19 protein-coding genes are annotated in these 19,693 nt (G+C 43.0%); 8 read left to right on the top strand and 11 right to left on the bottom strand.

Annotation, left to right across the window (positions count from 1 at the left end; all coding sequences use genetic code 11):
- The first annotated feature begins 17 nt into the window (after positions 1-17).
- On the top strand, positions 18-893 hold the full coding sequence (locus tag C1X04_RS04310) for a hypothetical protein (protein WP_110575416.1): 876 nt from the start codon (positions 18-20) through the stop codon (positions 891-893).
- Between the two features lie 7 nt (positions 894-900).
- On the opposite strand, the gene C1X04_RS04305 is transcribed toward C1X04_RS04310, so the two are convergent.
- From C1X04_RS04305 to C1X04_RS04290, 4 genes are all read right to left on the bottom strand, one after another.
- A complete protein-coding gene (locus C1X04_RS04305) occupies positions 901-1,317 on the bottom strand; it encodes a hypothetical protein (RefSeq protein ID WP_110575414.1) in 417 nt (138 codons plus the stop codon).
- 38 nt (positions 1,318-1,355) lie between these two features.
- A complete protein-coding gene (locus C1X04_RS04300; protein WP_110575412.1) occupies positions 1,356-2,234 on the bottom strand; it encodes a sugar nucleotide-binding protein in 879 nt (292 codons plus the stop codon).
- Positions 2,231-3,010, bottom strand: a complete 780-nt coding sequence (locus C1X04_RS04295; protein WP_137169257.1) for a TatD family hydrolase — start codon at positions 3,008-3,010, stop codon at positions 2,231-2,233. The genes C1X04_RS04300 and C1X04_RS04295 overlap by 4 nt, the downstream gene beginning before the upstream one ends.
- 109 nt (positions 3,011-3,119) lie before the next feature.
- The gene (locus tag C1X04_RS04290; RefSeq protein WP_137169256.1) at positions 3,120-4,676 is read right to left on the bottom strand and encodes a phosphoenolpyruvate carboxykinase; all 1,557 of its coding nucleotides are present in this window, start codon (positions 4,674-4,676) and stop codon (positions 3,120-3,122) included.
- Between the two features lie 558 nt (positions 4,677-5,234).
- Between C1X04_RS04290 and gndA the strand changes: the two genes are divergently transcribed.
- On the top strand, positions 5,235-6,758 hold the full coding sequence (gene gndA, locus C1X04_RS04285) for an NADP-dependent phosphogluconate dehydrogenase (protein WP_110575405.1): 1,524 nt from the start codon (positions 5,235-5,237) through the stop codon (positions 6,756-6,758).
- 149 nt (positions 6,759-6,907) lie between these two features.
- Here the strand turns inward: gndA and C1X04_RS04280 are convergent, their stop codons facing one another.
- Entirely contained in the window at positions 6,908-7,630 is a 723-nt protein-coding gene (locus C1X04_RS04280; RefSeq protein ID WP_110575403.1) for an RNA methyltransferase, read from the bottom strand.
- A 336-nt stretch (positions 7,631-7,966) separates the two neighbouring features.
- On the opposite strand from C1X04_RS04280, the gene C1X04_RS04275 reads away from it, so the two are divergent.
- Positions 7,967-8,755, top strand: a complete 789-nt coding sequence (locus C1X04_RS04275; RefSeq protein ID WP_110575402.1) for an inositol monophosphatase family protein — start codon at positions 7,967-7,969, stop codon at positions 8,753-8,755.
- A gap of 87 nt (positions 8,756-8,842) precedes the next feature.
- Here the strand turns inward: C1X04_RS04275 and C1X04_RS04270 are convergent, their stop codons facing one another.
- From C1X04_RS04270 to C1X04_RS04250, 5 genes are all read right to left on the bottom strand, one after another.
- The gene (locus C1X04_RS04270; RefSeq protein ID WP_110575400.1) at positions 8,843-9,898 is read right to left on the bottom strand and encodes a Gfo/Idh/MocA family protein; all 1,056 of its coding nucleotides are present in this window, start codon (positions 9,896-9,898) and stop codon (positions 8,843-8,845) included.
- Positions 9,899-10,146: 248 nt separating this feature from the next.
- Complete coding sequence (locus tag C1X04_RS04265) at positions 10,147-10,803, bottom strand: YceH family protein (protein ID WP_137169255.1); 657 nt, start codon at positions 10,801-10,803, stop codon at positions 10,147-10,149.
- Between the two features lie 32 nt (positions 10,804-10,835).
- The gene (locus C1X04_RS04260) at positions 10,836-11,624 is read right to left on the bottom strand and encodes a sterol desaturase family protein (RefSeq protein WP_137169254.1); all 789 of its coding nucleotides are present in this window, start codon (positions 11,622-11,624) and stop codon (positions 10,836-10,838) included.
- A 62-nt stretch (positions 11,625-11,686) separates the two neighbouring features.
- Positions 11,687-12,079 (bottom strand): DUF1801 domain-containing protein, encoded by a 393-nt coding sequence (locus C1X04_RS04255; RefSeq protein WP_137169253.1) that lies wholly within the window; start codon positions 12,077-12,079, stop codon positions 11,687-11,689.
- A 76-nt stretch (positions 12,080-12,155) separates the two neighbouring features.
- On the bottom strand, positions 12,156-13,310 hold the full coding sequence (locus tag C1X04_RS04250) for a MalY/PatB family protein (protein ID WP_137169252.1): 1,155 nt from the start codon (positions 13,308-13,310) through the stop codon (positions 12,156-12,158).
- 325 nt (positions 13,311-13,635) lie between these two features.
- Between C1X04_RS04250 and betI the strand changes: the two genes are divergently transcribed.
- The 5 genes from betI to C1X04_RS04225 all read left to right on the top strand — a co-directional run bounded on the left by betI (position 13,636) and on the right by C1X04_RS04225 (position 19,031).
- A complete protein-coding gene (gene betI / locus C1X04_RS04245; RefSeq protein ID WP_110575391.1) occupies positions 13,636-14,223 on the top strand; it encodes a transcriptional regulator BetI in 588 nt (195 codons plus the stop codon).
- A gap of 146 nt (positions 14,224-14,369) precedes the next feature.
- Positions 14,370-15,305, top strand: coding sequence for a choline ABC transporter substrate-binding protein (locus tag C1X04_RS04240; RefSeq protein ID WP_137169251.1), 936 nt, complete (start codon positions 14,370-14,372; stop codon positions 15,303-15,305).
- A gap of 78 nt (positions 15,306-15,383) precedes the next feature.
- Positions 15,384-16,229, top strand: coding sequence for a choline ABC transporter permease subunit (gene choW, locus C1X04_RS04235; RefSeq protein ID WP_110575387.1), 846 nt, complete (start codon positions 15,384-15,386; stop codon positions 16,227-16,229).
- Between the two features lie 3 nt (positions 16,230-16,232).
- Entirely contained in the window at positions 16,233-17,423 is a 1,191-nt protein-coding gene (choV, locus tag C1X04_RS04230) for a choline ABC transporter ATP-binding protein (protein WP_110575385.1), read from the top strand.
- A 324-nt stretch (positions 17,424-17,747) separates the two neighbouring features.
- Positions 17,748-19,031, top strand: a complete 1,284-nt coding sequence (locus C1X04_RS04225) for an MFS transporter (RefSeq protein ID WP_137169250.1) — start codon at positions 17,748-17,750, stop codon at positions 19,029-19,031.
- Positions 19,032-19,067: 36 nt separating this feature from the next.
- On the opposite strand, the gene C1X04_RS04220 is transcribed toward C1X04_RS04225, so the two are convergent.
- Positions 19,068-19,676, bottom strand: a complete 609-nt coding sequence (locus C1X04_RS04220; RefSeq protein ID WP_137169249.1) for a LysE/ArgO family amino acid transporter — start codon at positions 19,674-19,676, stop codon at positions 19,068-19,070.
- Between the last annotated feature and the right edge of the window lie 17 nt (positions 19,677-19,693).

The raw sequence follows: 19,693 nt of genomic DNA, 5'->3' as shown, positions 1-19,693 counted from the left end.
AAGGAAGCAGAACGATCATGTACGAAGAAGCCAGCAACTCATCGGTGCTTATGTTATTACATACGGCAGTTTACCCTTTTCTCGCCGCACTAATAATCAGCGTTATTGCAGCTAAATTACTACGTGCATCGTCTTACCTTGGTTACATTGGTGGCTTTATTGCCGGACTCAGCCTGATTCACTCAGGCTTGAGTTTCCCGCCGGCCCAAGCCATCGACTATTACAGCATCACAGCATTAATCGGAACAGTGTCTGTACTTTGCTTTACCAATATTCGACAGACGATACCACGCAACATCCTAGGGCTAGTGCTATTTGGCTTATCCTTTTACTTACTACTAAACCCAGTCCTTAAACATACGGGATTACTTCTCAGTCTAAGTTGGGCTGCGGCAAGTGCGATCGTCACCCTAGTTTATCACCTACTGCAAGTGCAACCGAAAGAGTTGGAATTAGGCAATGACAAGGCTGAACGCAAACTGTCTGTTCTTTTACCAACAGTAGGACTCATGATTGTGGCAGGCGCAGCCGCACCAGTCATTTCTATTGGTGGAAGCTTGCTAATTGGGCAATTATTAGGTGCATTAGGAGCGGCTCTTTTTGCTTATGTGATTGTTAGCTATCTAACAAAAGTCACACAAGTGTTTAGCTGTATCCCAGCGTCATTACTGTTAGGAGGATTAATCACGCAGAGCCACGTGCTTGCAGACATTCCTCTTAGTGTCATTTTACTCATTACAGCAAGCGTGTTTGTTACACCAATTGCAGTAAGATTCAGTTCAGAGTTGACCAATAAACAGAGCATCGGCGTGATTTTTATTCAAGGTGTAATCAGCCTTTTAGTGAGTGGATTTTGCTTGTGGCTAGTTTGGCCAGAAAGCAGCCTATACTAAGAGCGATTTAGTCCTTAAATATTGAACGTGACGAGCGCCATAATGGCAATATGATTGCTGCTATGGCGCTATTTACCGCCCCATAGGACAAGAAATACAACATATCAGAAATGCCAAAACCTAAATAGAAACAGAGGAAAGCGCTGTTAGGCAGAACCACAAACAGCCACAAACCTATCACCAAGAAAAAACGCCCTGCCCCAGAAAAGCCTTTCACTCGACTTAACAACCAAGCAGTGAACATCAAGTAAACAAAGGAAGAAGCAACAAAGGCGAATATCAAACCGATATCGAGCTGATTTGGCTCAATAGTGCGTGTAAGGCGGTCTAAAAATGAAGAAGGTGCAGACACATACCAAACACCCCCAAGTATAATCTGAAGGATAAACACCAACACAACCGCTCTTTTATTTACCTTGTACACATCAGCCCCTTAACTTGTTAGTCTCAGCTCACACGCTGTTAACTGGTTTTGTATAATTCCTTCACTAGATTTCGTAATTTTGATCGCCATGGTCGCTGCTTTATCCCAAAGTGGTTAAACACTTTTCGACAAGATAACGACTGACGCTGCATCGCAGAAGATTCCTGAACTTCCGGAAACGAATCACCAATCGCTTCAACTTCAACTTGCGCTTTAGGATCAAACTGCCCAGAAGTCGCAAGAATCGCCTCAACCAAACGAATCCAACTAATTTCTTCCGCACAGCAATAATGGTAAACACCTTTATTTTGCGCACCGTAATGACCCTGACTCACCATAGATAGAATAACACGAACCAAATCTGACACAGGCGTCGGACTACCAATGAGATCATCTTTGTAAGCAAGATTAACGCCATCCTGAATCAAACCAAGCGTTCTACATACAAAATCATCACCTTGACCACTAAAAAGCCAACCAGTTCGCAGGACAATATTATCAGGATTGCTTAATACTATAGACTCTGCCGCGATCAAGGCTTGGGCGTAAGGCTCCGTACCGTCAGGCTCATCTGTTTCAGCGTAAGCTGCATCTTTGTTACCTGAAAACACTCTAGCACTACTAATCATTATCAATGGTGCACTTGCTCGCTCATTGAAATAACGTAAAGCCGCCTGCAACTTCTCATCACTACCCTGCAACGCATAACGCAAACTTAATGCATCAATAACAACGTCAAATTGCATTGCATCAAGTTCTTCCCTTCTAGCAACATCCAGCAACAATGACTCGTCTGGGCATAGCCATAAAAATTCACTTCTTTCTTTTGATAAACTTAATAATGACGACCCCACTTCCGTGCTACTCCCCAACAGGAGAATACGAATAGGGGCATTAATATCAGGTGTAGTATTCACAACGAACCCTCGTTCCACTTAGGAAAAACTCTAAGTAGGTTATCACATGTCTGTATCGCGATCTGCTCAACATTTTCTGTTCTTATCGTTGCCGCGCACTGTGCAATTATGGGAATAGAAAGTGGTGTATTTATTTCCCCTTGAAATCCCTTAAGAGGCATATCAGGTGAATCAGTCTCAAGTACAAATGCTTTACTGTCTAAAGCCGCCAAAACACGGTGAGCTTTCTTTGCTCTAGGATACGTAATTGTACCGCCAATCCCCAGCACAAAACCAAAATCTAAAAACCGCTTCGCTTGTTCAATACTGCCGTTAAAGGCATGAATCACACCGCCATTTTGAAACCGCACATTCTTAATACATTTAAGAACTAAATCATAACTTTTCCTAGCGTGCACGATAACAGGTAATTGCAAAGATTTAGCCACACTTAGTTGTCGAGAAAAGAAGTCGATCTGCACTGCCATATCAACGGCATCAGGCCAGCAGTCCAAACCTATTTCCCCAACACCAACCACTCTACCGGCATCACATTGCTCACCAAGCAGATCAATCTGAGACAATTTGGCATCTCGCAAAAAATAGGGATGTAGACCATATGCTGCTCGCCATTCAGGGTAATGCACAATAAGTGAGGCCAATTTAGACCAGCTAGCATGAGTCGTTGCCGGTACTAAAAAACCACCAACCCCACTTGCTAGGCAACGCGACATTAAAGCGTCGCGCTGACCATCAAATACATCAAAATCAAAATGGCAATGACTGTCTATATACATACATAAAAGATTACATGATTTAAAGAATAAAGCACTATTTTATAAAACCGACAAAAACAAAAAAGCCGTGCTCTATGCACGGCTTATTTAGAAACGCGAATAAACTAACTTAAAGTGATGGGCCAGCCTTCACGATAGCATCAGAAACGGTTTCAAATTTCTTAAAGTTCTCAACAAACTGAGAGATCAAATTTTTCGCTTGCGCTTCATACGCAGACTGATCAGCCCATGTTTTACGAGGATTCAACAAAACACTATCGACGCCCGGAACTTGAGTTGGAACGTCTAGATTAACATCTGCCAAATGCTCAGTTTCTGCATCAGCCAATACGCCAGATTGAATCGCAGAAATAACCGCACGAGTCGTTGGGATACTAAAGCGCTTACCACCTTGACCGTGAGCACCACCAGTCCAACCAGTATTCACTAGATAAACCTTACTACCAAACTCTTCGATACGCTTAATCAAAAGATCCGCATAAACATCAGCAGAGCGAGGAAAGAAAGGTGCGCCGAAACAAGTAGAGAAAGTTGATTTAATTCCCGTGCCAGCACCCATTTCTGTAGAACCAACCAAAGCGGTGTAACCGCTTAAGAAATGATAAGCCGCCGCCTCTTTAGTAAGAATGGAAACAGGAGGAAGAACACCAGTTAAATCACAGGTTAAAAAGATAATCGCATTTGGCTCACCTGCACGGTTACCTGCAGCGCGCTTCTCAATATGTTCTCGAGGGTAGCCTGCACGACCATTTTGCGTCAAAGAAGTATCTGCGTAATCGGCTACACGTGTATTCGAATCTAGTACAACGTTTTCAACAATTGTACCAAATTTAATCGCATCCCAAATGATCGGCTCATTCTTCTTAGAAAGGTCAATCGTTTTAGCGTAGCAACCGCCTTCAATATTGAAAACAGTACCTTTACCCCAACCGTGCTCATCATCACCAATCAAAAAGCGCTCAGGATCCGCAGACAAAGTGGTTTTACCCGTTCCAGACAAACCAAAGAACAGTGTCACATCTTCTTCTGGACCAACGTTCGCAGCACAGTGCATAGGCAATACATCATGAGCAGGCAACAAATAATTCTGCACAGAAAACATAGCCTTTTTCATTTCACCAGCGTAACGCATTCCCGCAATAAGCACTTTACGCTCAGCAAAATTTAAAATAACGCAGCCATCTGAGTTAGTGCCATCGCGATCAGGCTCACAAACAAAGTTTGGCGCATTAAGAATCTGCCACTCACCTTTGTCAGATGGATTATAGACATCAGGACGAATAAATAGATTACGACCAAACAACTGATGCCAAGCGGTTTCTGTACGCATAATGACAGGAAGATAATATTCATCCCCCGCGCCAACGTGGATATTAGATACAAACGACTCTTGACCATCAAGATACGCAGTCACTCGGTCCCACAGCGGAGCAAATTTCGCTTCAGGAAATGGACGGTTTACAGGTCCCCAGTGGATACTATCTTTGCTGGACGCTTCTTCTACAATAAAACGATCCATAGGAGAACGACCTGTACGAGCACCCGTTTCAACAACAAGCGCACCGTTATCGGCAAGAACCCCTTCGCCATTCTGCAGGGCCTTTTCCACCAACTGCGGCGTGGTTAAATTTGTATGAATAGTCGCTACGTCTAATGCGGAGTTCATTTTGCTAAGTCCTCTGAACAATAAAGGTTGTCTGATCACTCTGTTAAAAAATGCCTCTATACGACAACATCAAATATTGCGCCGTACAAAACACTCAGTTATACGAAGTTTTTTTCGGTGAAAAACATAGTAACAAAACAATCTAAAAAAAAATATTGTTATAACAATATGTTATTTTATTACCATTTTGAAATTTTCAGATATAATGTAAGTTATTGTTATTTATAAACTTATACAAAAAACCACAAGATTCCCCAACAAATTATGCCTAGGCAGCGCTTATTGAGCGTTAAATTTATGTAGTTTTCTTTCTTTTTTGTCACCCACCGACTAAACAGAAACCTTCTTACTGACTTACACCCCTACAATAATCCACAAACAACGCGCATATCTATCAACGACAAAGCCACCTAAAATGTAGGGGTTCTATTAAGAAACTTCAAAAAAATACAATTTTTTGAATTTTTCTTGCCTCTAATATGTCCTGAATCATATCGCTTCGTGGTAAGATTCTTTCTTAGATTTCCCCCCAATTGTTCAAAAGGTTGATTGATATTTATGTTAAAAACAAATCAGAACTGCAATATTGGATTTGTCGGCCTGGGTGTCATGGGTAAAAACTTGGCCTTAAATTTAGCTGACCATGGCTACCGAGTTGCAGGTTTTGATCTTGACACACATAAAGTACAAGACGTTCTTGATACAGAAGCTGCGGAACGTCCAGATACATCGACAGAAGCACGCATCATTGGCTGCTCAAGCATGGAAGACATGCTATCAAACCTTGTCAAACCTCGAGTTATTGTTGTTCTCGTTCCAGCAGGAAACCCTGTTGACGCCGTTTGCAACAGCTTGATTGAAGCCGGTCTAGAAGCAGACGACATCGTGGTAGATTGTGGTAACAGCCAATGGACAGACACTATCCGACGTGAAGCGGAATACAAAGAAAAATTCAAATTCTTTGGTACAGCCGTTTCCGGTGGTGAAGTGGGTGCTCGCTTCGGTCCATCTCTTATGCCTGGCGGTGATGCAGACTCTTGGAAATACCTACAACCAATGTGGGAAGCGGTTGCAGCCAAAGTAGACGAAAATGGCAAACCTATCGTTAGCAACACGCCTGGCAAGCCCGTTACTGAAGGTGAGCCTTGCACTGCGTATCTTGGGCCAAATGGTGCAGGTCACTACGTAAAAATGGTTCATAACGGTATCGAATATGCCGACATGCAACTTATCTGTGAAGCTTACCATTTGCTTCGTTCTTTGCTTGGTTACGAGCCAGAAGAAATCGGCAAATTGTTTGAAAAATGGAATCAAGGCGTTTTAAACAGTTACCTTGTTGAAATCTCAGCCGATATTCTTCAGCAATACGACCATAAAACAGGTGCGCCACTCGTTGATATGATTTTAGACAGCGCAGGCCAAAAAGGTACAGGTCGCTGGACATCAATTAGCGCGACTCAAATGGGTGTTCCTGCTGGTATTATTAGTGAATCCGTTTATGCTCGCGCCCTAAGCACACTGACAGGTGAACGCGAACTTGCTGCAAGCAAGCTTGTTGCTGACCTAGACAGCGGAGAGATTGAGGCAGAAGCAGTCGAAAAAGCCATTGAAGATGCGCTTTACTGTGCGAAGATCTGCGCTTACGCTCAAGGCTTCCAGCTAATGCGCGCCGCTGAAAAAGAATACGATTGGAAATTTAACTTCAGCGATATCGCTAAGATTTGGCGTGGAGGCTGCATTATTCGAGCTTCTTTCCTACAAAAAATCGCGGATGCATTTACTGAAAATCCAGAACTTGAAAACCTACTGCTAAGTGATTATTTCGCCGATGCAATGGCAAGCAAACAAGCAGGCCTTCGTAAAGCGGTTGTTCTTGCGGCACAATCAGGTATTCCAACGCCATCTTTCTTCTCTGCCTTGGCTTACTTTGACGGTTACCGTTCTGAAGTATTACCTGCAAACTTGCTTCAAGCACAGCGTGATTACTTCGGTGCCCACACTTATGAACGAGTGGATGCAGAAGCAGGTCAGAAATTCCACACATACTGGCAGGAAGAAGGTCGTCCAGAGCGCAAAGCTTAAGACCGACTCTTAGCCAAAAAAAAACGCTGACCTAGCAATAAGTCAGCGTTTTTTTGTTTCAAACTTAACACGCTGACTTCTGTTATTAACAAAATATTGGCAAGCGTAGTAGTTATACAAAAGTCTCAAAGTCTTATCGAACACTGTCGTCAAGACTTCATTTTCTTCTCCATAGAAGTCAGCATCCCTCTTAGCATGCCCACTTCCTGCTGATCCAATCGCGAACGCTGGAACATGCGACGAAAGCGCGTCATCACCTGCATCGGCATTTCTGGATCAAGAAATTCAGTCTGTACTAGTACTTTCTCTAGGTGCTCAAGCAGATAATCGATCTGCTCTACATTGGCGGCTGGAACATCCCATTTGCTCGTTACTACTGGCGCGTCTTTCATCAATAAAGACTTCATTCGCAGCTCATAAGCGATAACCTGAACGGCAGCACCTAAGTTCAAGGAACTAAAGGTCTCAACTGAAGGAATATGCACATGATAGTTACAACGTTGCAATTCTTCGTTCGTCAAACCTCGGTCTTCTCGACCAAACACAAACGCCGTGACCAATCCTTCGTCATACACCAGATCAGCCGCCTGCCTTGGATCAACCAGAGGCCAAGGAATATTTCGCTCACGAGCACTCGTACCGATAACCAACTGACAATCTGCCAAGGCCTCTTCCAAGGTTTCAACGACAACCGCATTGTCCAAAATATCGGTTGCACCTGAGGCTCGACTTACTGCTTCATCGCTAGGATATTGCTTCGGTGCAACAAGATAAAGATCTGCTAACCCCATATTTTTCATTGCACGAGCAGCGCCACCAATATTGCCTGGGTGCGACGTATTAACAAGGACGATTCTTACTTTGTTTTGCATTTTATGAGGTACCAATAATAGCAGTAGGACAATGGCAGGTATCTTAACAGATATTTATAGTAAAGCCGCAAATCGATCAATTTTCGAACAAATATTTCCTAGTAAAAGGCAGACGATTAAGATAGAATTCGCGCTCTTATTTAGGCACTCGGTTTTATCGCGCTCTTTTCTTTTTAACAGGAAATTTGTTTAGCCTACTCACTTAGAAACCAACCCTCTTTGCAGAGTAAATAGATAAAACGGAGCCGCCCGCTCTTTAACACTTTATTTGGCAACCTATCGTCTGTCTTATCGACGGTATGTGCATTTTAATGACGAAATAATTGACGGTAAATTATGCAACCTAGAATCAATGTCGCACTGAAAGCAGCTCGTGCCGCTGCAGAATATATAGTTCACTCACAAGAGAAACTACTTTTTGACAAAGAACAAGGCCAATCAGCTGAACAGGTTTATCAAACTGTTTGCTCTGGCGCTGAACGCAGCATCGTTTACCATCTAGAAAAAGCCTACCCTGCAGACACTATTACGACTCGCCTTCAAGGCACTGTACAAAATGGTGAAGAAGGAGAATGGATCATTGATGCGATTCAAGGTCAGCACCTGTTTTCACGAGGCCTAACAGGCAACGTCATTACTATGAGCTACCTAGTTGCCGGTAAAGTGGAGCACGCTCTTGTGCTAAACCCTCACACCAAAGACGAATTTTACGCCAGTAAAGGCCGTGGTGCTTATCTAAACAATTCCCGTATTCGCAGCAGTACAGCTCGCACCCTAGAAAACGTAACTGTCGCAGCTCAATTCCCAGCAACAGATCGTCTTATGCCTTCTCTATCTGGCCAATTCGCTGTGCTAGCAGAAATTGCAGAGCAAGGTGCTCGTGCCGTTATGCAAGACTCTCCAGCACTGATGCTTGCTAACGTTGCAGCAGGTCGTCTTGACGCTGCTTGGGGCATCAAACTTCAAGAATGGGAAATGCAAGCCCCACTATTTATCGCCAAAGAAGCAGGCTGCCTATTCGCTGGTTTTGATGGCTCGCCAAGTTTAGAAAAAGGCGATGTACTATGTGCCGCGCCACGTTTATTCAAAGTATTACTACCAACGCTTAACAAGCACCTGAACTAAGACATCCCTTAGCTCATAAGGTAGACACAAAAAAGGCTCTTTTCTGCGATGAAAAGAGCCTTTTTTATTTAGCACTTGTTTTTAAAATCAATGTTTATGATGGCTATGCTCATGATGATGCTCATGCAGATCTTCTTCATCATGGTGATGATGACCCTCAGCTGTCTCGCCAGGGTAATACAAACCAATGTCTTGACGAATCTCATCCAAAGTCGCAATCAACTCTAAACTGTCTTTCCAACTGTGATTAGGGCTTTGCAGCAAACCTTCTTCAAGGCAACGATTTACTTCATCCACTTCAAATTGGTAACCATTCCCAGGGAAATCAAACTCAATCGCTCGCTCTGAATTATCAGCACCAACAATACGACATGACTTAGCTTTAAACCATTCAGAGTCAATTTCAATATAGCCTTCTGAACCAGACAAAGTAGCACGGTTAGGGTTGCATGAAATCAAAGACGCATCCAATGAAGCAAGTTGCCCGCTTTCCCAGCCTAGTAAAATTTGTTCGAACAGATCTACGTCTGTGTCACCAATTACTGCTTGGTTCTGCACAAAGTCAGGCTTACCAAAGAACAACTGCGCCAAAAAGACAGGATAAATACCGATGTCTAACAAGGCACCGCCACCCAATTCAAGATTCATCAAACGATGATTAGGATCGGTCGGTCCAATAAAATTAAAACTTGCTTGAATACTGTTTAATGTTCCTATTTCACCTTCTTCAACCCACTCTACCACCTGCTCAATAACAGGATTAAAGCGCGTCCACATGGCTTCCATAACAAAGACGTTATGCTCTAAGGCTAAATCATAAAGCTCTTTAGACTGCGACTCGTTAATAGTAAAAGGCTTTTCACACAGAACTGCTTTGCCTGCCAAAATACACGCCTTGGTCAAATCGTAGTGATACACATGAGGTGTCGCGATATAAATAGCATCGACCTCGTTGCTATTTATTAAGGAAAAATAGTCAAAAAACGCTAACTCAATATCAAACTCAGCAGAAAAAGCATCCGCAGACACCTTATTACGAGAAGCAACCGCACGAAGTTCACCCGCTTTGACATGACAAAAATCACTGGCAAATAAATGCGCGATTTGACCTGTACCAATAATACCCCAGCGTACCTTCTTCATAGGATTCTCCCCATAGACTTAATCAAAGCATTAACGCCCACAACACATTAGCGTTAAACTTAGCGACACTAAAAACGCGCGTAACAGACCTTTGCACGACGTTACAAGTGAAACCAAGACGAGGCAAAAAATAGACGAGAAAGCAGAATTTATGAGTTATAAATGAACATTTCGAGTCTGTTTTTAACAAAGTATTGGCAAGCACAGCAGTCGTGCAAATATCTCGCTAAGTTTGACGTTAAAGAAGACTATAGTCCACTGACATTTTCAAGTTCATGAATACGTTCATTTAATTTCTCAACTTGTGCTTCCAATTCTTTAACTTTGGCTTCAAGTTGTTGGGTGTATTCCTTGCTTGTATCAGAAGAAAAGGAAACGACAGGTCGCTCAGACTCGGAACAGAAACATTCCTGATAGCGCTGCTCGCGCTTTCCAGGTTCTTTTAGCAACTGGCAAACATAAGGGCCGCCCGTTTTCTCCTGCAGTGACTGCAAAGCCTGCTCGACTTCATCGCGAGATTGGAAAGTATACAGCCGACCGCTACGTGAACGAATTTCTCCTGGCGTTTGTGCGCCTCGAACAAACATCAAACAAATAATCGCTGTTTCTGCAGGAGATAGCTGTAAGTCTGAAAACTCCGTATTACAAAATCTGTGCTGATATTTACTGACTCGGCTATGGGAAGCATTAATTTCAGTGACTAAACCACGCGCCACCAGAGCATCTAAGGCATCTTGAACATCCAACTCTGACAATTGGGTAACAGGATCGCGATTGGACTTTTGATTACAAGCGTTAACAAGTGCATTCAAACTAAGAGGATATTGATCTGGCGTGGTTATCTCTTTTTCCATCAGACAACCAATAATACGCATTTCTATAAAGTTTACTTCGTGATAACTCATAGGGATTCCTAACTGCTTCTTATCTTTCGTCTTTAACGATGCTTTTTAAAAACGGTAAAAGGCATCACCAATACGTCTTTTAACGATGTGGGTTGATACGTTTTTGTATCCGGCAGTCCTATTTTTAAGTGCTCATCTCCTTCTAAGGCGTCATTTCTTTTCGTTCTAAAAAGTGCATCCCAAATACTGAGAAAAAAGCCGAAATTACTGTTTGCTTCAAGACTTACTCTTGAATGATGTATGCGATGCATATCGGGAGTAACCAGTAACTTCTTCAGCCAAGTTTCGATAATAACAGGCAATCTAACATTGGTGTGATTAAACATAGCTGATGCATTCAATAAAATATCAAACGCCAACACGGCCGCCACAGGAACCCCCAGCAGCCAAACGGCTAGCCCCTTAAAAAAGAGAGACAAGACAATTTCGACCGGATGAAAGCGCACAGCCGAGCTAACATCTAACTCTGGATCAGAATGATGGACGCGATGAATTCGCCACAAAAGAGGAATACGATGAAAAAGACGGTGTTGCCAATAAATAAGGCAATCCAACAGTAAAATACTGAATAAGAATACAGCCCAAAAAGGCAAATCTAACCACCAAAAGAGACCAAACTCCGAACTGGAGAAAGCGATAACAGACAGTAATAATGGCTGAATAACTCGGACACAAAGCGCGCCGAGCGCAAAAAGAGACATATTGTGCCACCAACGTTGCCGCCACTGTAACAACATCGCCCTTGGACTCAACCACTGCCACAAAACCAATGTGCTGAATACAAGAAAAAACACGCCAACCCGTACAGTGAAATCTATCATTCAGTACACAACCTAGATAAGAACACGGTGATACAGATCAAATTTACGCCCCAAGACGAGTCTCACTGAATAGGCTCAGGTGGATACTGATGGCTTAATAAAAAATGCACCTTTATTTGGCCAAACAGCTCTGCCAATACATTAAGATTTACCTCATCTAAGCGATGAATAATAAAACAATGATCACCAAATTGAACATGTGGCAACCGATCAATAAAAGGGTGTAAAACACTCAAATCAGAGAAATACACACATAAATGATCAGATCGTGCTGCCACACCATAAAGCCAACTTGAGTTTTGCTGAAAATACGGAATCTCTATACCACTGACTAACTCCGCATCCGGTGCAATTAGCTCCATCATATCAATGATTTCCAGTAGATCTGCCCGCATTGCGGGAGAACTATGCTGGACATATTGTCTTACAAAATCACACGATGCTAAGTTCAACATAAAAGCCTCTCTTTATATTAAAAAAATAAAAAGGACCTCAACCATGAAAACTTAACCATTTGAAAAATATAATAAATTACATAAATCCATGCACAATTAGAGCTTCTTCAATACGAGTTATCGCTTGGTTCAGAATAGATTGGGGACACCCAAAGTTTAGGCGAACATAGTTCGGATTACCAAAATCTTTACCATTTGAAACACCCACACCCGCATCAACAAAAAATTGATGCGGATCGTCCAACGCCAGAGCAGAAACATCAATCCAAGCCAAATATGTCGCTTCCAAATGCAGCATTTTTAATGGCGTAGCAGCGAGCCTTTGAGCCAATAAATCCCGATTTCCTTTTAAATACATGAGCAAAGCGTTATGCCACTCTTGACCCTCTTCATAAGCGGCCGTAGCGGCCGTTAAACCAAGCATATTGGGTGATGGAATCAAGCCAGCTCTTTCTTTATTAAAGGCTTGGCGTAATTCTGTGTTTTCTATAACGGCAAAGGCATAACCTAACCCTGCAATGTTAAATGTTTTACTTGGTGCCATTAAGGTAATTGTTCGGTTTGCAGCGTCTTTGTTTAGACTAGCAAGAGGCACATGCGGCAAATCATCCAAAATCAAATCACAGTGAATTTCATCACTGACAATCAGCAAATCATATTTTTCAGCCAATGCATGAATGCTCAACAACTCCGCTTTTGTATAGACAGTCCCACCTGGATTATGCGGATTACATAGCAAAATCATTTTACTGTTAGGATTCGCACAAGCGGCCTCAAGCTGCGCCATATCAGGTAGCCAACGGCCATCTTGAGAACACATATCGACATGTAACAAATCTCGACCAGACCACTGTGGTGCCTTGGTTAAATGATAGTAAACAGGTCCAGGGACAACGACCCCCTCACCCTCTTTAGAGAAAGTTTGAACACTAAGATGCAGAGCACAAACCAATCCCGGTAAATGCACCAAGTGTGACGCAGAAATTTGCCAATTATAACGATGCAAAAGGTGTGACTGTATGGCGCTCTCTAGCGCCTTAGGTGTGTGGGTATAGCCATAAACCCCTTTACTAACCCTTTGATTTAATGAAGATTTTATACATTCAGGTGAATCAAAATCCATATCAGCTACCCACATTGGGAGAACCGTATCAGGGTATTTAGACCATTTATCACTGCTGGTATTCGATCGATCTAAAACAGTATCAAAGGTAGAAGAAGAGACAGCCATTAAATAACACTCCAGTTATGTATTTCGTTTTATAATTAACATAGTCTAAGCGACAAACTCCAGTGAAAATCTGACGAGTGAATAAGATAAACACGCCCTAAAATCAGAAGAAATAAGCCTAAAAATCCTTATTTCTTATCTTAAACCGACACAATCGCTCTAAAAAAAAGATTAAAAAAATTTTAAACGGCTAAAAACCTTTTAAAATCAAACCTTTAAATTGATTAGAGTACTAAGTTTTAGATTTGTCAAGGGTTGACCTAAATTGCACAATCAGCCTAGTATAGTTTTCATTAAACGGCTGTTTAATAAAAAAGGATCCCGAATGCCAAAAGTTGGAATGCCTGAAATACGAAAACCTCAGCTTATCGAGGCCGCAATAAAAGCCATAGATAAACATGGTTTTGCGGGAGCGACAGTCAGTGTTATCGGCAAAAAAGCAGGTGTCTCACCCGCCATCATTAATCACTACTTTGGTGGTAAAGATGGGTTGTATGAAGCCACCATGAAAAGCTTAATCCGCGAATTTTTTGACGGGTTATCAGTAGAAATAACAAAAACAAAAAACAAGTCAGCAAAACATAAAGTCATGGCGATTGTGAAAGCCAGTTTTAGTCAGTCTCAGACTCATCCTCAAGTTGTGAAAGCTTGGATGGGGTTTTGGGCCTCTGCAATGCACACACCTTCTTTATATCGATTGCAAAACGTTTATTCAAAGCGGTTAAACACCTCGCTTGTGTGCGTACTAAAAGAAGAATTTGATTTACAAGAAGCACGAAACATCGCCCTCACAGTGGCCGCATTAATTGACGGCATGTGGTTAAGGGGCTCGCTCGCAGGCGGAATTAATAAAAAACAAGCCTCAGAACAAATACAGAATTATTTGGATTTGGTGTTTAAAAGTCATCACTAAAACACCTTAGTACCTATATTTACATCATACATTTTAAGCAGCCTTCATTTATTCGCTGCAAACGTTTTAGGAGTTCACGCTCAGTGTTGAGATCTAGCACTGTATTCGCTCATTGATTTTGAGTTCAATAGAAAGAGGGTAAGGTTATGTTAAATAAAGCAAAAAAGACCGCTATCGCGATTAGTATGGCTGGTGTTTCAGGGCTGACAATGGCCGCAGAGTGTTCTACCGTTCGCTTTTCAGATGTGGGCTGGACAGACATTACTGCGACAACGGCAGTAACCAGTGAAATCGTCGAAGGCTTAGGTTACAAAGCGAAAACTCAACTATTATCGGTCCCTGTTACCTATACATCTCTCGCAAACGGTGACATTGATGTCTTCCTTGGCAACTGGATGCCTACCATGCAAGCCGATATCGAACCTTACCTTAAAGCTGGCACGGTTGAGGACCTTGGTCCCAACCTAGTCGGCGCTAAATACACGCTAGCAGTAAGCAAAGACGCTTTTGACGCTGGTGTGACAGATTTTTCAGACATCGCCAAACACCGAAAAGAGTTTTCTGGGCGCATTTACGGCATTGAACCAGGTAACGATGGCAACCGTATCATCCAAGATATGATCGATTCTAACGCTTTTGGTTTGGGTGACTTCCAACTGGTTGAATCAAGTGAAGCGGGCATGCTTTCTCAGGTAAACCGAAACACTCGTCGTAACAAATGGATTGCCTTCCTAGGTTGGGCACCGCACCCAATGAATGCCAACTTCAAAATGGAATACTTATCGGGTGGCGATGATTACTTTGGCCCCGACTTTGGCGGTGCAAATGTTCATACCAACATTCGTAAAGGCTTCATTCAAGAATGCCCGAATGTCGGCAAACTTATTTCCAATCTCACCTTTTCTTTACCTATGGAAAACGAAATCATGGGTGCCATCTTAGACGACGGTAAAAAACCGAATATCGCCGCAAAAGAATGGTTAAAAGCCAATCCTGACGTTCTCGATAATTGGCTCAAAGGTGTCACTACTGCCTCTGGTGATAACGGCCTTAGCGCTGTGAAGTCCCATCTAGGCCTGTAATACATCATTTGCATCACATCGCATTCTTAGTCACACACGACTAAGAATGCGTCATTAATCTATCGGGAGAACACACATATGAATTGGCTGACGGATAATAAAATCCCTCTTGGCGCTTGGATGGAAAACTTTGTCGACTGGCTAGTGAGTGCGGCTTCCGTGTTTTTTGACCTTGTCTCTCTCACCCTAGAAACCATGATTGTTAGCATGGTTGATGCGATTGATTACCTTCATCCTCTCGCAGTGATTGCCATCATTCTAGTCGGTGTTTGGTTCCTCCATCGCAGTATCAGCTTAATCATTTTCGTTGCCTTATCCCTATTACTCATCATAAATATGGGCTACTGGATCGAAACCATACAAACCTTAGTATTGGTTATTTCCGCAACCGCAATGAGTGTTCTAGTTGGTGTCCCTATTGGCATTGCGGCAGCTCATCGGCCTTGGTTGTACACCATTTTACGTCCAATACTGGATTTAATGCAGACAATCCCAACCTTTGTTTACCTGATCCCGACATTGATTCTTTTCGGCTTGGGTTATGTCCCAGGATTGATATCGACCATTATATTCGCTATAGCCGCCCCCATTCGCTTGACCTATCTAGGTGTCAGCAAGGTTCCTAATGAGCTAATTGAAGCGGGTTTGGCGTTTGGCTGTACCAAATCAAAGCTGCTTTACAAAGTTGAACTACCGGCAGCTATGCCAAGTATCATGGCTGGCGTAACCCAATGTATTATGCTGTCACTCTCTATGGTGGTGGTTGCTGCCTTGGTCGGAGCAGATGGTTTAGGTAAACCAGTTGTCAGAGCACTCAACACGGTAAACATTTCCCAAGGCTTTGAGGCAGGTGTCGCCATTGTATTGGTTGCCATCATGCTAGACCGTATTTGTAAGTCGCCATCATCTAAGAACGAGGGGTAATTTATGGCTGTTGTAACAATTGAAAACGTAGACATCGTCTTCGGTGACAATAAAGCAAAAACACTCCCATTGATGGATAAAGGTCACTCCCGTGATGAGATTCTAGGAATGACTGGCGACGTTGTTGGCGTACAAAACGCCAACATAGAAGTGAATGAAGGTGAAATCTGTGTCTTGATGGGGTTATCAGGGTCAGGTAAATCTACCCTACTGCGTGCTGTCAATGGCTTAAATAAAATCGCCCGTGGTCGTTGCCTTGTAAGAGATGGCGACAAAATGGTCGATATGGCCAAATGCGATGAAGCTAAGCTTCGTCATATGAGAACGCACAGAGTCTCCATGGTATTTCAAAGTTTTGCGCTAATGCCCTGGCTGACCGTGCTCGAAAATGTTGCTTTTGGTCTAGAAATGCAAGGAATGCCAAAAGCAGAGCGACTTGTAAAAGCACGTGAACAACTCAAAATGGTAAGCCTAGATAAATGGGCAGATAAAAAACCCGATGAGCTTTCTGGGGGCATGCGCCAGCGAGTGGGTTTAGCAAGAGCCTTTGTCATGGACACAGATGTATTGCTAATGGATGAGCCCTTTTCAGCACTTGACCCACTGATACGTTCTCAGCTGCAAGACGAGCTTATCGAGCTGCAAAAACGACTCAATAAAACCATCATTTTTGTGAGCCATGATCTAGATGAAGCCTTAAAGATTGGTTCTAAGATTGCCATTATGGAATCAGCCAGAATCATTCAGGAAGACACTCCAGAGCAAATTGTCTTAAACCCCGCTACCGAGTACGTAGAAAAATTCGTTGCTCACACCAACCCGCTAAACGTACTGCGCGGAGAATCATTAATGACGCCGTTGGCAGATTTGGCCGTAAAAGATGGTCAAATCATCATCAGTGATGATATCTCGATGACACTAGAAAATGGTAAATTGGTATCAATACAAGGATCAAAAGGTGAAATCCCAACCGCAAGATGGACACCAGAAACCATCCTTGCCAATGTGCCTGATCACACAGTGTTTATCGTGCCAGCTGACATCGCCATGCGTGATGCTGTCGAGATCCGTTACCAATCCAATCACTTGTTAGTATTGGAAGAAGCTGGTCAATGCATCGGCATTCTCAACGATCATAATTTTTACCATGCGCTACTTGGTAAACATTTTGGACGCGAAGAAGACGCGGCTTAATAGAGCACCTGAGCTAAGATCAACGTGACGTACTGCAAACTTGAAAAGGCTAGGTGAAAGCACCTAGCCTTTCTTATTTAAACCGCTCAAATAAACGCATATCGCCAAAGAGGTATGTTGTTTGCATCTTAACTCGAACGACTCAATGGTATTAAAATAAACGGGCGCATTACATCACAAACAAACGTTGTCACCTGCTATCCTTTAAGTCTCAGATTAGTGATTGCATTCACAAATTCTGTCGGTATAGTCAGCCGAAATAATGATCAATCCAGCGTATTATTAAACTTTTTATTGCCAGCTAAAACTTGTAAAGGACACTGAATGTTAAAGCAAACCCTGATTCCAATTTGGAGTCTACTCATAGGCATTGCCGTACTGACTATGGCAAGTGCTTTGCAAAGCTCACTCATTGGTATTAGAGCATCGATTGAGGGGTTTAATACTACCGCGACAGGTTTAATCATGTCCGCGTATTACCTTGGGTTTATTTTGGGCTCCCTTTTAGTGCCGAATTGGGTCAAAAATGTTGGCCATATTCGTGTATTTGCCGCAGTGGCTTCATTAGCATCCGTTACTATCTTAATGCAATCCATGGTAGTAAACCCATGGTTCTGGATGCTGATGCGAATGGGCACAGGCTTGTGTTACGCGGGTCTCTTTATTGTGACTGAAAGCTGGTTAAACGACATTGCCACCAATAAAACTCGTGGTCGATTATTCTCAATTTATATTATCGAAATCTGGGCAAGCCAAACCATCAGTCAGTTCTTATTGAACTTGTCCTCGCCTAGTGGCTACGGCTTGTTCATTTTGACGTCTGTATTAATCTCCTTGGCAGTGGTACCTCTATTATTAGTTCGTACACCTTCTCCAACCATCAACGTACCAGAAAAGCTCAACATTCTAGGGTTAATCAAAACCGCACCTCTTGGTGTCACCGGTGTCACCATTGCAGGGGCAACCTCTGGGGCTTTATTGGGTCTGGGGGCACTCTATGCAAAAAGTATCGGCATGAACATTGCTGAAATTTCGTTTTTCATTGGTGCAAGTTATGTGGGCGGCATGTTGCTGCAATGGCCTATTGGTAAATTATCTGACCGCCAAGACCGTCGCGTCACTATCCTTTGGGTTGGTGTAGTGGGTGCACTCGCCGCCTTCATTGTGCCGCTCGGAGGCACAATGAATAATCAAATATTAATGATGGTTGGTATGTTTGCAGTGGGCGCATTTACTTTTCCAATGTACTCGCTGGCTTCCTCTCATATGAATGACCAACTTCGCCCAGAACAAATTCTCTCTGCCAGTAGCGGCATGATACTGCTGAATGGTATTGGCGGTATGTTGGGGCCTCTGGTTGCAGCAGCCCTAATGGACACCATGCGCATAGATGCTTTGTTCTGGTTCGTTGCCGGTTTAAATATCTCCGTGGCATTGTTTGCTGTGTATCGAATCAAGCATCAGCCAGCGATGATCATCGAAGAGCAAGGGGATCAAATCCCAGTGGCATTGACCGTTTCATCTGTTGCTACAGCGGAAATGTTAGTTGAAGCAGATTCTTCAACAGTGACAGAAGAAACCTCTCACGAGGTTGAAATCAAACTTTAGCCTATTCCATAACTGGCGATAATCAACACAGCCCTTTTACGATAAGGGCTGTGTTGCAATTTTAAGCGCAATACTCCAAATCAAGATAGCATTCACACGATTAAACCAACGCCAGAAAGCCGCTTTTTCTAGCCACTTGGCACACAGTTTTCCGACGAAAGCCAAAGACAAAAACCACACCACAGACGCACACACACCGCCAAACACAAACGCCCACTTTGCGCCCTGCCACTGGTTCGCCAAGCTACCCATCAAAATCATGGTATCTAAATAGAAATGTGGGTTCAGCCACGTCACCGCAACCCCCATCATTACCAATGGAAAAAAGGCCAAACGCTGACTGTATTGTTCCAGAATCAAATGCTCTTCCTGAAAAGATGCACGCCATTTACCAAAGGCAAACCACACTAAAAATGCCACGCCCGCCCAACGAGATACCGACAACAACCAATCATGACTTTGCAAGATTAAGCCTAAACCAAATGCGCCAAGTGCAATGGAAATCGCATCACTTAATATAAACATCAGCGCGATTGGAAAGGCATAATGTCGCTTTAATGCCTGCTCCAATAAAAAACTATTCTGCGCACCAACCGCGACAATTAACCCACCACCTGTAATCGCACCACTTAAAAATGCCAACACAAACTTTCTCCAATTTC

It is taken from the genome of Marinomonas sp. FW-1, from assembly GCF_005222245.1.
GTDB lineage: Bacteria > Pseudomonadota > Gammaproteobacteria > Pseudomonadales > Marinomonadaceae > Marinomonas > Marinomonas alcarazii.
Note: the sequence above shows the minus strand (reverse complement) of the source record. Positions and strands in the feature narration are given on the sequence as shown.